Raw genomic sequence first — 13,680 nt, forward strand, 5'->3', positions numbered from 1 at the left:
CCTGGGCAAGGGTATGCACCGAAAACACGGTCGAGAGTGCTGCATCTGGTGCACAGCCTTGCCCAGGTGGGGTGAGGTGGTGGGCCGGGGTGGGACGGGCCCGCTCCTACCAGAGGCCTGTGCCGACGAGGCGAGGGGACTGCGCCTGCTCGGCCTGCGCGGGGCAGTCCCCCGCCGGGCGGTCACCGGCCAGCGCGCGGGCGATGATCGCGAAGACCTGCTCGGTCTCGATGAGGAAGGCGTCGTGGCCGTACGGGCTGTCGATGACGGCGAGCTCCCGGCAGGCCGGCGCGGTCGCGACCACCTCTCCCTCGGCCGGGGTGAAGAGGCGGTCGCTGGACACGACGGCCACCGTCAGCTCGGCGGTGATCCGCCGCAGCGCGGCCGCCACGCCGCCTCGGTCCCGCCCGACGTCATGGCTGTTCATGGCCTCGGTGAGGGTGAGGTAGGCGTTGGGGTCGAACCGGCGCACCAGCTTTCGGCCGTGGTGCTCCAGGTAGGACTGGACGGCATACCGGCCGCCGCGCAGCGGCTGCTCGCCCTCCTGGGCGTCGCCGCCGAAGCGCAGCGCCAGCTCGGTCGCCGAGCGGTAGGTCGTGTGCGCGATCTGCCGGGCGATCTCGAGCCCGGCGCGCGGGCCGGGGCCGGGGTAGTAGTCGCCGCCGTGGAAGGCCGGGTCGAGCCGGATCGCGTGCAGCTGCGGGACCGACCACGCGATCTGGTCCGCGCTCGCGGCAGCGCTCGCGGCGAGCACCACGCACCGCTTCACCCGACCGGGGAAGGTCGCCGCCCACTCCAGCGAGCGCATACCCCCGACGGAGCCGCCGACGACCAGCGCGAAGGCGGGGATGCCCAGCCGGTCGGCCAGCAGCGCCTCGGCCCGCACCTGGTCCCGGACCGTCACCCGGGGGAAGGAGCTGCCGTAGGGGCGCCCGTCCGGCGCGGCCGAGGACGGGCCGGTCGTGCCGCCGCAGCCGCCGAGCACGTTGGGTGCGACGACGAACCACTCGTCGGTGTCCAGGGGGGCGCCCGGCCCGATGAGCCCCGGCCACCAGCCGCAGGTCGGCTGGCCCGGGCCGCGGTCCCCGACGACGTGGCTGTCGCCGGTGAGCGCGTGCAGGACGAGGACCGCGTTGCTGCGGTCGGCGTTGAGCCGGCCCCACGTCTGGTAGGTGACGCGCACGTCCTCGAGGACCTCACCCGACTCCAGGGTCAGGTCGCCGACGGGTTGGGTGCGCCGCCGGGTGCGCGGGGCGGGAGGGGGCTGCGCCGGCTCCGGGCCGGGGAGGGCGGCCATCTCAGGCGGCCTCGGGGTCGCGGCGGGCGGCGGAGGCGGCGGCGAAGCCGCGCTCCAGGTCGGCCAGGATGTCCTCGATCCCCTCGATGCCCACCGAGAGCCGCACCAGTCCGGGCGTCACCCCGGCTGCTGCCTGCGCCTCCGGCGTGAGCTGGGAGTGCGTGGTGCTCGCGGGGTGGATGACCAGGGAGCGCACGTCGCCGATGTTGGCGACGTGGCTGTGCAGCTCCAGCGCGGAGACGAAGGCGCGCCCTGCGTCGCGCCACCCTCGATCTCGAAGGCGAGGACGGCGCCGGCACCGCCCGGCAGGTATGCCTGGGCGCGGGCGTGCGAGGGGTGGTCGGGGAGCCCGGCGTAGGCGACCGAGCTCACCTGCTCCTGCCCGGTCAGCCACTCCGCGACCCGCTGCGCGTTGGCGACGTGCCGCTCGATCCGCAGCGACAGCGTCTCCAGGCCCTGGGCGATGAGAAAGGCGTTGAACGGCGAGACCGCCGGGCCCAGGTCGCGCAGCAGCTGCACCCGGGCCTTGATGATGTAGGACACGTTGGCCCCGAGCACCCCGCCCTCGCCGAGCGCCTCGGCATACACCAGGCCGTGGTAGCTGGGGTCCGGCTCGGTGAAGCCGGGGAAGCGGCCCGGCTCGGCGCCGTAGTCGAAGCGCCCGGCGTCGACGATGACCCCCGCGATCGACGTGCCGTGGCCACCGAGGAACTTGGTGGCGGAGTGGACCACGACATCGGCGCCGTGCTCGATCGGGCGGGACAGGAAGGGCGTGGCGACCGTGTTGTCCACGATGAGCGGGACGCCGACCTCGTGCGCGACGTCGGCGACGGCCCGGGTGCCCAGGACGTCGCTGCTGGGGTTGGCGATGGTCTCGCCGAAGAACGCCTTGGTCGTGGGGCGCGCGGCCGCCCGCCACTGCTCGGGGTCGGTCGGGTCCTCGACGAAGGTGACCTCGATGCCGAGCCGGGGCAGGGTGTGGGCGAAGAGGTTCTGCGTGCCGCCGTAGAGGCTGGGGGAGGAGACGACGTGGTCACCCGCCCCGGCGACGTTGAGGATCGCGAGGGTCACGGCGGAGGAGCCGGAGGCCAGGAGCAGCGCCCCGACGCCGCCCTCGAGGTCGGCGATGCGGTTCTCCACCGTCTCGGTGGTGGGGTTGGTGATGCGGGTGTAGATCGGGCCCAGCTCGGCCAGCGCGAACCGGTCCGCGGCCTGGTCCGCGTCGTCGAAGACGTAGGAGGTGGTCTGGTAGATCGGCAGCGCCCGCGCGCCGGTCTGGGAGTCGGGGGTCTGGCCGGCGTGGATCTGCCGGGTGGCGAAGTCGGTGTAGGTAGCCATCTGAGTCTCTTCTCGCTCGAGCGGGGTGCAGGGTGGGTGGTCACTCTGCTGAGCCCGCCTCAGCAGCGGGAAGGACGAGGCTGGACGATGATGCGTGCGTCGGCGCGTCGGCTGCGAGGGGTGGGCTCAGCAGCGGCGCATTCGGCCGGAGCAGGTCGTCATGACGCCAGTGAAGCAGCAGGCGCAGGACGAAGTCAATGCGCTGCAGGTATGCCTGGAGCCGGACCTTCCGCAGTATCTGCGTCACCATCCCACGTCAACAAGGATTCTTTGTTTCGCTGGGCGTCGGGCAGGAGAAGGGCGACTCGCCCCAGGCATACCGCAGAATCGCACGAGGGTGCAGAGTGGGTCAGAGGTCGACCGTCCCCTCCGGCTCCAGCGTGGCCAGGTCCGCGACGTGCAGGGTGTCCTCGCCGAGCACCCACAGCCGATCGTCGATGACGAGCGTGCGGCGCGCCCAGTCCCAGCCGGCCGCCGAGCTGCCGCCCAGCTGCAGCCGCGGACCCTGGTCGAGCGCGGTCCCGTCCAGGCTCGCGGAGATCACGCCCGTCCACTCGCTCTCCTCGGTCCAGGCGTCGGCGGGCAGGAAGAGTTGCCCGGTCTGCGGCCAGTAGCGGAAGGCCCGGTGGTCGTGCTCGGCCTGCGAGGAGTGGTCCTTCCAGGTCTGCTTGGCGACCTGGGTCGGCGCGGCCGGGTCGGAGATGTCGAAGAGCGAGACCTGTAGCCCGGTGGTCCGGCCCTGCTCGGTCGCGTCCTGCCCGACGCCGAGCAGGAGGTCCTCACCGACCGGGTGCAGGTATGCCGAGTAGCCGGGGATCTTGAGCTCACCGGTGACCTCGGGCGCGGTGGGGTCGGAGGTGTCGACGAGGTAGAGCGGGTCGGTCTCCCGGAAGGTCACGACGGCCGCGGTGTCGGCCGAGAGGTAGCGCACCGCGTAGATCCGCTCGGTCTCGCCGAGACCGTCGACGCGGCCCTGCTCGACGAGCCGGTCACCCTCCTCGGCGAGCACGACGAGCGAGCTCGACGACGGTGTGCTGCCCCGCGCGTCGGTCGTGGTCGCGACGCGGATGACGCCGTCGGCCTCGTCCAGGCTGAACTGGTTGAGCATGCGGCCCTCGACCGACCCCGAAGCGACGTAGTCGGTGGAGCCGGGATCGGTCAGGTCGAAGGTGTGCAGCGCGGTGCCGGCCGTCCCGGCGTCGCGGGGGAGCACCGCGTCGGAGCCGTCCGCGAGCGCCCACGCCTCCCACGGGCTGGTGGCGACGACGAGGCGGTCGGCGGAGGCATACACCGTGGAGCCGGAGGCGACGACGCCGGTCGCCGAGCTGACGTCGAGCTGGGACTGCGCGAGGTCGAAGGTCAGCACCGACATCGTCGACAGGCCGGAGAAGTCGGGCGGGCGGGCGATGTCCTCGCACGGCACGGCCCTGGTGGTGTCGGTGTCGTCGCCGCGGGTGCCTGGATGGTCTGCAGGTGCGGCAGCCAGTCGTCGAGGGTCGAGGACTCGATGATCTCCCGGTTGCGCTCCTCCGCCTCGTCCTCTGCGGTGAGCGAGCTGTTGCGTGGTTGGGCCAGGGCCAGGCCCGGGGGAGGGGTGACCATGACCACCCGCGCGGTGCCGTCGTGCATCCGCGCCGAGCGGTAGTCACCCTCCAGCCGGATGGTGCCGCCCGCGGCGGGAGCGGTCGGGTCGGAGACGTCCACCAGCGTCACCACGGTGCGGACCGCCTCGAAGGCGGGGTAGGTGGACAGGCCGTCCATCGTCGGCAGCGGCGAGGAGCCGCCGCTCCACTCCCGGGTGAGCACCAGCACGCGGTCGTTCTCCCGGTCCAGCAGCAGCTCGGCCTCGGAGCCGGTGTCGCGGCCCGGGAGTCGGACCGAACCGACCTGCGCCGACGTGGCGACGTCGACGACCACCAGTCGCCCCGCGTGGGTGGTGACGACGATCTCGCCGTCGGTCTGCACCACGTCTGGCTCCTCGACACCCTCCTCCTGGTTGTTGGTGCCGGAGAAGTCGGTGCCCTCCTGGGCGGTGCCGGAGGCGGCGCTCTCCGCCGATCCCGCTGCCGAGTCCTCGGCGGCCATGTCGCCGGAGTCCTCCATCACCATGTCGTCGGCGCCGAACCAGCCTCCGCCGCCGAAGCCCCACGGACCCACCCGCTCCAGCGCGTGCTCCTGGAAGTAGTCGAGCAGCTCCTCGCACGAACCGAAGTCGGTGAGCTCGGCCGCGCCGGCGGCGGGCGGGGCGACGAGGTCGGCGGGGCTGCAGGCCGCCAGCGCGAGAGGCACGGCGAGCAGCGGGGCGATGAGGGCGGTGCGGCGGCCTGACGTCGGTGTCATGGCGGTCTCCAGGCGGGAGAGGGCGGGGCTCGGCGACGAGTCTCGCCGGGGGGTGGTGCTTCGGTCAGGGCTCTGACGCCGCGTCACCCTGCCCGGTTCCCCCGCCTCCCGACGACCGACCGCGCACCCTGCGAGCAGAGTGCGCGGTCGGTCGGTCGGGTGGGGTGAGGGTGGGCTCAGCCGCGCCCGTCCCCATCCCGTCCGGCATGCCCGTCATGCCGGTCGCGCTCGTCGTGCCCGTCGTGGTCACGGGCGTAGTCCTCCAGGTGGCCCTCGGCGTGGGCGGCCACGAGCTCGGAGCGGCCGGGGTAGCGGACGTCCTCCACCACCTGCTGCATCAGCTCGCTGGGCTCCTCGGTGAACTGCGAGACGACGATGATCGTGATGAGGTTGAGGATCATCCCGATCGTGCCGATGCCGGTCGCGGGGATGCCCCAGATCGGCTCGTTGCCGAAGAACGTCGGCAGCGTCCACAGCTGGTAGAGCAGCGTCACGCCGAGCCCGACCGCCATACCGGTCGCGGCTGCCGTGGCCGTCGCCTTCTTCCAGAAGATCCCGAGGAAGAGGATCGGGAAGAAGGAGGCGGCGGCCAGCCCGAAGGCCAGCGCCACGACCTCGGCCACGAACCCGGGCGGGTTGATGCCGAGGTAGCCGGCGACGAGGATGGCTGCGGCCATCGCGATGCGACCGACCCGCAGCTGCTGGGCGTCCGTCGCCCGCGGGTTGACCTTCTTCCAGTAGATGTCGTTGGCCACCGAGCTGGAGATGACCAGGAGCAGGCCGGAGGCGGTCGACAGCGCCGCCGCCAGACCACCCGCGGCGACCAGCCCGACGATCGGGGCCGGCAGGCCCGCGATCTCCGGCGCCGCGAGGACGACGATGTCGTTGTTGATCGCCAGCTCGGTGCCCTCGCCGATCGCCCCGGCGACGTCGATGACGCCGTTGCCGTTGAGGTCCTCGGTGGTGATGAGGCCGACGTCGCGCCAGGTGTTGAACCACTCCGGGGTGTCCTCGATCCCGGACCCCGGGATCTGGGTCAGCACGTTGAACTTGCTGAACGCGCCGACGGCGGGGGCGATGGTGTAGAGCAGCGAGATGAAGAACAGTGCCCACAGCGCCGAGTAGCGCGCCGCGCGCACCGACTTGGCGGTGTAGAAGCGGACGATGACGTGCGGCAGCCCCGCCGTCCCGAACATCAGGGCGGCGGTGATGAGGACCATGTTGACCATGGAGGTCTGGGTGAAGGCCTCGGTGTAGGCCGCCAGCCCCAGCTCCTGCTGCAGCTGGTCCAGCTCCCCGAGGATCTGACCGAAGCCGATCTGCGGGAAGGGGTTGCCGGAGAGCTGCAGCGAGATCGCCACGGCCGGGATGATGTAGGCGATGATCAGCACGGAGTACTGCGCCACCTGGGTCCAGGTGATGCCCTTCATGCCGCCGAGCACGGCATACAGGAAGACGATCGTCATGCCGATGACGACGCCCCACGTCCGGTCGACGCCGAGGAACCGCTGGAAGACGACGCCGACCCCGGCCATCTGCCCGGCGACGTAGACGAAGGACACGACGAGCGCGCAGACGACCGAGACCAGCCGGGCGGTCTCGTTGTAGCGGTCGCCGACGAAGTCGGGCACGGTGTACTTCCCGAACTTGCGCAGGTAGGGCGCGAGGAGCAGCGCCAGCAGCACGTAGCCGCCGGTCCACCCCATGAGGAAGACCGAGCCGGCGTAGCCGTTCTGGCTGAAGGCGACGAGGCCGGCCATCGAGATGAACGAGGCGGCGCTCATCCAGTCCGCCGCGACCGCGGCGCCGTTCGCGGGCGCCGGGATGCCGCCGCCGGCGACGTAGAAGCCCGCGGTGTCCGAGACCCGGCTGCGGTAGGCGATCCAGATGTAGAACCCGAAGGTGAGGATGACGAAGACGAGCGTCCAGGCCTGGATGGTGCTCACTGGTGGTGCACCTCCTGCTCGTACTCGGTGATGCCGAACTCCGCGTCCAGCTTGTCCATCCGCCACACGTAGAACGCGATGAGCAGGACGAAGACGATGATCGAGCCCTGCTGGGCGAACCAGAAGCCCAGCGGTATGCCGAACATCGAGACGGTGTTGAGGGCGTCGACGAAGAGGATCCCGGCGCCGAAGGACACCAGGGCCCAGATCACCAGCAGGACCGACATCAGGCGGACGTTGCGCCGCCAGTACTCACGCCGTTGGTCGACGTCAAGCATGGAGCCTCCTTGCTCTGCGGGACGTGTGGTCGGGGGACCACGCAACCGAAGCCCGGACGTCGCGGCAAGCACAGCGGTGGCGTGGTGCGCCGAACGGTGGACAGGGTGCGCCGAGCGGCACCGGGAGGAGGCCGGTGGTGGCATACAGTGCCCGCATGCGGTCGCGACGTGCCCCCGGTCAGGGCCGGCTCCTGCTCGCCGCCGGGATGATGGCGCTGGGCGGCTTCCTCCCCTGGGTCTACACCCACCTGGGGCCGGTGAGCGGCGCGGTCGGCGCGGGGCTGTGGGTCTTCTACGCCGGGCTCCTCGCACTCGCGGGAGGGCTGCTGCCCGCCGCCCGGCTGCGGACGCTGGTGATCGGCCAGACGCTGCTGTGCGCGGCGGTGGGGCTCGGGCTGCCGGTGTGGCAGGTGGTCTACATGCTGAGCCGGGTGGGGCTCCAGGGGTGGATGCCGGGGCCGGGCCTGGTGCTGAGCGCTTCGGCGGGGTGCTGTGCCTCCTCGCGGCGCGTCAACTGATGTCCGTCGTGCCGGCCGAGCCGGCGACCGCGGACTGACGTGGCCGATCTCGGACGGCTCCGCGAGCGGGTGCTCGATCTGGAGCACGAGCGCTCGCGGTGGCGCCGGCTGCGGCTCTCGCGCGAGCTGCTGCAGCCTCGCATCGACCGCGACCGGGCGCTGCTCGCCGAGCGCGAGCGGGCGTATGCCGCCGAGCAGGCGGACGTCGACCGGCTGCACGGCATCGGCGTGGCGCGGCTGCGGGCGATGCTCGACGGGACGCTGGACGAGCGTCGGGTCGAGGAGCTCGCCCAGGCGCAGGAGGCGGCGGCCCGGGTGGAGGAGATCCAGGCGAGGCTGGCCACCCTGGCACTCGAGGCGGACCGGCTCGACGGTGACATCGCCCTGCTCGGGGACCCCGAGACCGCCTACCAGGAGGCGCTCAGCGACCTCGTCCTCGCGGCGCGGGCACGCGGTCACCTCGGCGGACGGTCCACGCGCGGGACTGCCGAGGAGGTCGTGGACCCCGAGGAGGTCCTCGGCTGGGCCGAGCGGAGGCAGCGGCAGATCAGCCAGCGGGCCGAGGTCGACGTGGTGCTCCCCGTCGCCCGGCAGCTGGTGGCCGAGCTGAAGCGGGTGCACCGGCGCATCCCGGTCGTGGCGGCCGGCATCGAGGCGTCGGTCTCGATGGCCGACCCGCACGGCGGTGTCTACTGGTTCGACGGGCTGCGCGCGGTGCGGCGCCAGGTCGCCGCCGCCGACGAGGTCGTCGGGCACCTGCGCGACGAGCTCGCGGCCTCGGACCTGCCGGAGATCGCGGTGCCGGACCTGGCGGACTTCCCGGCCGGCGGCGGGCGGTTCTTCGACCCGCTGAGCGCCGAGGACCTCACCGCCCGGGTCGACGAGGCGGTCGCCTGGGCCGCGGACCGCCTGGCCGCTGCGCAGGCCCTGGTCGAGGAGCTCGTCGACCTGCGCAGGCGGCTCGCGGACGCCTGACCGCGCCCGCGCACGACGGCGCCGGTCGGACACGAGGTCCGACCGGCGCGGGCCACCCGGAGGGTGACGAGGAGTCCCTGCCTCGTCAGCCGGTGGCCTCCTCGCGCCGGGCGGAGAGCCGGCCCCAGGCCCAGTAGCCCGCGGCGGCCAGGACGGCGACACCGAGGAGCTCGGGCAGGATCGCCGCGAGGAAGGACAGGCCGCCGCCGAGCACGCCGAGCATGGCGAACCCGCCGAGGGCCAGGACGATCAGCGAGCGGCCGCGGCCGTGGCGCAGGCCCTGCTCGACGTGGGTGCTGCCGGTGCGGTCCGGCAGCACGGTCCAGGCGATGAGGTAGATCCCGATCCCCACGCCGCCGAGCAGCGCCACGAGCACGGCGGCGGCGCGGACGGCGACCGGGGCGACCCCGAGCCGGTCGGCGACGGTGGCGCAGACGCCGCCGAGGACGGCCTGGTCGGTGCGGCGGGCGGGGAGGCGGCGCAGGGCGGCATACATGCCGTCCAGGGAGCCGGAGCGCTCCTGCTGCGCGGCGGGCTGCGGCAGGATCGGGGGGAGGTCGGAGGTGGGTGCGGAGCTGGGGTTCTCGTTCATGACATCAAGGTTGCCGCGCGGCGCCGGTCCGGTGGAGCCGGTGGACCACCGGACCTGGTCGGGGGTTATCCCCCCTCGGAGCGCGAGCAGATCGCGGGTCGCCCGGCGATTCTCACCGGCATCTCATCACCGACGCCTACCGTGGGGGCATGCCTGTCGCGCGACGCAGCCGCACCCCGCGTGCGGTGCTGATCCTCGCGCACGCACGGGACCGGGGGGCCGTGACGGCGGCCCGGGCGCTGCGTCGGGCGGGGTGGCGCGTCGGGCTCGGCTCGAGCCGGGCCGACGGCGGGCTGGCGGGCGCCTCCGACGCGGTCCACGCCCTTCACCCGGTGCCCCGTCCGAGCGGCGAGCAGGGCGCCTTCCTCCGGGGTCTGGGGGCGGCTCTGGCCGAGGGCCGCTACGACGTGGTGGTCGGCTCGGGAGACGACTGGATGGCGGCCCTCGCACACCACCGCGAGCGACTGACCGCGACGGTCGCGCACCCTGCCGCCGCGGTGGTCGCCGCCGGCATGGACAAGCTCACCCTCCACCGGATGGCGCAGGACGCCGGGCTGGCGACCCCGGCGACCCGCACGCTGGCACCCGAGCCCTGGCAGGAGGTCGCGCTGCCGGTGGTGGTCAAGAACCGCCGCCACTGGACGCCCCACCACGACCGGCGGCACCGGATCGAGACAGCGGTGTGCCGCACGTCGGCCGAGCTCGAGCGGCACCTGCTGGCCTTCGCCTCGGAGCACGACGAGCCGGTCCTGCAGGAGCCCGTGGACGGCGTCCTGTCGGCCCTCATCGGGGTCGTGCACGAGGGCAGGCTGACGGGTCGGGTCCAGCAGGTCTCCCCGTGCGTCTTCCCGACCCCCTCCGGCGCCTCGGCCCGGGCCCGCACCGTGCCGGTCGACCCGGTGCTCGCCGAGCGCTGCGAGCTGCTGCTCGGCCGGCTGGGGTGGAGCGGCCTGGTGGAGCTGCAGTTCCTGGTGGGGCGAGACGGCGTCCACCGGCTCATCGACCTCAACGGGCGCTTCTTCGGGTCGCTCGCCCTGGCTGAGGCCGCGCGGCCCGGGCTGGTGGACGCGGGTCTGCGCGCGGGCGCGGTATGCCCGTGCCCGAGCTCGCGGACGGGCGACCCGGGATGCGTTACCAGTGGCTGCCGGGCGATCTGCGACGGGCTGTCCAGGAGCGTCGGGGCGGGGTCGTCGCGGACGTCCTCGGCAGCCTGCGGTGGGGTCTGGGTGCGCGCCACAGCGTCGCCGACCCACGCGACCCCGGGCCGGTGCTGCGGCTCCTCGCCGGCCGGCTGCTGGCGGAGCCGACGGAGGTGGTCACCGCGCCGTCAGCGGCGCACGAGCTGTCGCACGACCTCCAGCGCCACGAAGCGCTCCGGCGCCCGCAGGACCGCCAGGGCGAGCTGGTAACCGAGGGCGGCGGTCACCAGGACCAGCAGCGCCGTGGCCCAGACAGGTTCGGGGTCTATGGCGCCGACGGCGAGGCGGGCCAGCAGCGTCGCGGCCAGCAGCGCGAGAGCGGCGCGGCCTAGCAGCAGCGCACTGGCGCGGACCGGCACGAGGTGGTGCCGGGAGGCCGCCCACCACCCGGTGAGGGTGGCCGCCACGAGCAGCGAGGCCGAGGTGGCGATGACGATGCCGGCGACCCCGAGGACTTGGGCGAGCACGAGGTCGCCCACCACGTTGACGACCATCACGACCGCCCCGATCGCGACGGGACCGCGGGTGTCACCCACGGTGTAGCAGGCGCTGACGAGCACCTGCCGGCACGCGAGGGCCAGCAGTCCCGGCACGAACCACAGCACGGCCACGGCGGTCAGCCGCACCGCGTCGGCGTCGAACGCGCCGCGGCCGAAGGCGAGGGCCACCACCGGGACGGGCGCGACGAGCAGCACGACCGCGACCGGCCCGAGCAGGGTGAGCGACACGGCCAGCCCGCGGTGCACCAGCGGCGGAGCCGGGCGCGACCGTCGTCCTGCGCGGCGGCCGCCGCCATCGCGGGGTAGAGCGGTGCCACCAGCGCGGCCACGACGAGCATCTCCGGCAGGTTGACCAGCCGCCAGCCGAGGAAGACCGCCGAGACGGCGCCCTCGCCCACCGTGGAGGCCACCGCCCGGTCGACGAGGGTGTTGACGTTGAGCATCGCCTGACCGAGCACGAGGGGCGGCAGCATCGCCGTGATCTCGCGCACGCCGGGGGAGTCGCCGCGCAGCCGGGGCCGGACCGGCCAGCGGTGCCGGACGAGGGGCACGAGCTGCAGCGCGAGCCGGGCCAGGGAGCCGACGAGGAAGCCCACCGCGAGCGCGACGACCCCGATGCGGGGGCCGAGCAGTCCCGCGCAGCCGATCATCACCAGGTTGAAGGGCACGCCCTGCAGCGCGCCCCACCGGAAGACGCCGTGCGCCTGCGCCTGCGCCACCAGCAGGTCGGTGGCCGCGACGACGACCGTGGTGACCAGGACGATCCGGGTCAGCAGCACCAGCAGGTCCGCCGCCTCGCCGGTCAGGCCGGGCGCCAGCAGGCGCGACACCGGCGCCGCGGCGATGCCGAGGGCCACGCTCAGGGCCCCGATGCCGACCAGCGCGCGGGTCAGGACGACGTCGAAGGTGCGGTGGCCCCGGCATACCTCCTCGCCGTCGGCCTCCCGGGCCAGCACCGGCGTGCTGGCGCGGGTCAGCGAGGTGCCGAGCAGCCCCAGCACGATGTTGGCCAGGCCGAGCGCGACGAAGTAGGCGTCGAGCTGCGGACCGGCGCCGTAGACCGCGGCGATGACCGCGTCCCGGACGAAGCCGAGCAGCGTGGAGACGCCGGTCAGGCCGGAGACGAGCAGCGCGGCACGGCCGATGCTCGGTCGGGTCACCACCCGGCCGCCCCGCGCCGTCGGCTCAGAGGTTGATCATGTGTCCGGCGATGCCGTGCACGGCCTCCTTCACCGCCTCGCCCAGCGTCGGGTGGGCGAAGACGACGCGCGACATCTCGTCGGCGGTGAGGTCCCAGGTCTGCGCCAGGTTGAGCACCGGCAGCAGCTCGGTGACGTCCGGGCCGATCATGTGCGCGCCGAGGATCTCGTTGTACTTCGCGTCCGCGACCACCTTGACGAAGCCGACGCTCTCGCCCTGGCCCATCGCCTTGCCGTTGGCCGAGAAGGGGAACTGCGCGGTCTTGACGTCGTGCCCGGCGTCCTTGGCCGCCTGCTCGGTCATCCCCATGGAGGCGATCTGCGGGTGGCAGTAGGTCGCGCGCGGGATGAAGGTGTAGTCCAGCGGCATCGTCTCGGCGCCGGCCAGTGTCTCGGCGGCGATGATGCCCTGGGACTCGGCGGTGTGCGCGAGCATGAGCTTCGCGGTGACGTCACCGATGGCATACACGTTGTCGACGTTGGTGCGCAGGTAGTCGTCGACCGCGATGGCGCCGCGGTCGGTGAGCTCCACGCCCGTCGTCTCGAGGCCGAAGCCCTCCACCCGCGGGGCGAAGCCGATCGCGGAGAGCAGCTTGTCGGCCTCCAGCGTCTGCGACTCGCCGCCGTCGGCGGGCGTCACGGTGACCTTGACCCCGTCGCCGGTGTCCTCGACGTTGTCGACCTTGGTGCTCGTCATGATCTTCACGCCGAGCTTCTTGTATTCCTTGGCCAGGGCCTTGGAGATCTCCGGCTCCTCGAGCGGGACGATCCGGTCGAGGAACTCGACGATGGTCACGTCGACGCCGTAGTTGGCCATGACGTAGGCGAACTCGACACCGATCGCGCCGGAGCCGGCGATGACGATCGAGCCGGGTAACTCCTCGTCGAGGATCTGCTCCTCGTAGGTCACGACGTTCTTGCTCACCTCGCGCCCGGCAGCATCTTGGTCACCGAGCCGGTGGCCAGGATGAGGTGGTCGAAGGTCAGCTGCGTGGAGTTGCCGTCCTCGCCCTCGACGTCCATCGAGGTCGCCGAGGTCAGCGTGCCCCACCCGTCCACCTCGGTGATCTTGTTCTTCTTCATGAGGAAGTGGACGCCCTTGACGATGCCCGCGCTGACCTTGCGGCTGCGCTGGTGGGCCGGGGCGTAGGACATGGTCGCCTCGCCCTCGATGCCGTAGAGGTCCTTCTCGTGGTGGAGCGTGTGCGCCAGCGCGGCGTTCTTCAGCAGCGCCTTGCTCGGGATACACCCGACGTTGAGGCAGACCCCGCCCCAGTACTGCTTCTCGACGACGGCCACCTTCTTGCCCAGCTGGGACGCGCGGATCGCCGCGACATACCCGCCGGGGCCGGCGCCCAGGACAACAACGTCATAGTGATCGGCCATGGGCTCACACTAATGCCACACCCGGGGGTTCCGCCCGCGGGTTCCCCCACGCCCGGGGGCTCCGCCCCCGGGTTCCCCCACGCCCGGGGGCTCCGCCCCCGGGTTCCCCCAC

The 13,680-nt window shown here is 73.0% G+C and carries 11 protein-coding genes and 2 pseudogenes; 3 read left to right on the forward strand and 10 right to left on the reverse strand.

From position 1 onward, the window contains the following. Positions 1-106: 106 nt before the first annotated feature. From metX to BJF80_RS01560, 6 genes and pseudogenes are all read right to left on the reverse strand, one after another. Positions 107-1,297 carry a homoserine O-acetyltransferase MetX gene (gene metX, locus BJF80_RS01530; protein WP_075810959.1) on the reverse strand — a complete coding sequence of 397 codons (1,191 nt, stop codon included), beginning with the start codon at positions 1,295-1,297 and terminating at the stop codon, positions 107-109. Between the two features lies 1 nt (position 1,298). Continuing rightward, positions 1,299-2,635, reverse strand: a pseudogene (locus tag BJF80_RS01535) (bifunctional o-acetylhomoserine/o-acetylserine sulfhydrylase). Positions 2,636-2,984: 349 nt separating this feature from the next. Next, positions 2,985-4,058, reverse strand: a complete 1,074-nt coding sequence (locus BJF80_RS01545; RefSeq protein ID WP_075810961.1) for a beta-propeller domain-containing protein — start codon at positions 4,056-4,058, stop codon at positions 2,985-2,987. Continuing rightward, positions 3,995-4,975 carry a beta-propeller domain-containing protein gene (locus BJF80_RS01550; protein ID WP_075810962.1) on the reverse strand — a complete coding sequence of 327 codons (981 nt, stop codon included), beginning with the start codon at positions 4,973-4,975 and terminating at the stop codon, positions 3,995-3,997. The genes BJF80_RS01545 and BJF80_RS01550 overlap by 64 nt, the downstream gene beginning before the upstream one ends. Before the next feature lie 176 nt (positions 4,976-5,151). Beyond that, complete coding sequence (locus BJF80_RS01555) at positions 5,152-6,921, reverse strand: sodium:solute symporter family protein (RefSeq protein WP_075810963.1); 1,770 nt, start codon at positions 6,919-6,921, stop codon at positions 5,152-5,154. Next, complete coding sequence (locus BJF80_RS01560; RefSeq protein WP_075810964.1) at positions 6,918-7,199, reverse strand: DUF4212 domain-containing protein; 282 nt, start codon at positions 7,197-7,199, stop codon at positions 6,918-6,920. The genes BJF80_RS01555 and BJF80_RS01560 overlap by 4 nt, the downstream gene beginning before the upstream one ends. A 155-nt stretch (positions 7,200-7,354) precedes the next feature. On the opposite strand from BJF80_RS01560, the gene BJF80_RS01565 reads away from it, so the two are divergent. Further along, on the forward strand, positions 7,355-7,717 hold the full coding sequence (locus tag BJF80_RS01565; protein WP_075810965.1) for a hypothetical protein: 363 nt from the start codon (positions 7,355-7,357) through the stop codon (positions 7,715-7,717). Between the two features lie 39 nt (positions 7,718-7,756). Then, positions 7,757-8,692 carry a hypothetical protein gene (locus BJF80_RS01570; protein WP_075810966.1) on the forward strand — a complete coding sequence of 312 codons (936 nt, stop codon included), beginning with the start codon at positions 7,757-7,759 and terminating at the stop codon, positions 8,690-8,692. Positions 8,693-8,777: 85 nt separating this feature from the next. Here the strand turns inward: BJF80_RS01570 and BJF80_RS01575 are convergent, their stop codons facing one another. Continuing rightward, a complete protein-coding gene (locus BJF80_RS01575) occupies positions 8,778-9,284 on the reverse strand; it encodes a PspC domain-containing protein (RefSeq protein WP_075810967.1) in 507 nt (168 codons plus the stop codon). Positions 9,285-9,433: 149 nt separating this feature from the next. Between BJF80_RS01575 and BJF80_RS01580 the strand changes: the two genes are divergently transcribed. Further along, on the forward strand, positions 9,434-10,693 hold the full coding sequence (locus BJF80_RS01580; protein WP_075810968.1) for a hypothetical protein: 1,260 nt from the start codon (positions 9,434-9,436) through the stop codon (positions 10,691-10,693). Here the strand turns inward: BJF80_RS01580 and BJF80_RS20625 are convergent. The 3 genes and pseudogenes from BJF80_RS20625 to lpdA all read right to left on the reverse strand — a co-directional run bounded on the left by BJF80_RS20625 (position 10,612) and on the right by lpdA (position 13,568). Then, a complete protein-coding gene (locus BJF80_RS20625; RefSeq protein ID WP_269087361.1) occupies positions 10,612-11,211 on the reverse strand; it encodes a lipid II flippase MurJ in 600 nt (199 codons plus the stop codon). The two genes, BJF80_RS01580 and BJF80_RS20625, sit on opposite strands and share 82 nt — an antisense overlap. Continuing rightward, entirely contained in the window at positions 11,100-12,146 is a 1,047-nt protein-coding gene (murJ, locus tag BJF80_RS01585) for a murein biosynthesis integral membrane protein MurJ (protein WP_269087362.1), read from the reverse strand. Before murJ ends, BJF80_RS20625 begins: the two co-directional genes overlap by 112 nt. A gap of 22 nt (positions 12,147-12,168) precedes the next feature. After that, positions 12,169-13,568: pseudogene (gene lpdA / locus BJF80_RS01590) on the reverse strand (dihydrolipoyl dehydrogenase). Positions 13,569-13,680: the final 112 nt, after the last annotated feature.

It is taken from the genome of Serinicoccus sp. CUA-874 (assembly GCF_001942225.1).
Classification (GTDB): Bacteria; Actinomycetota; Actinomycetes; order Actinomycetales; family Dermatophilaceae; genus Ornithinicoccus; species Ornithinicoccus marinus.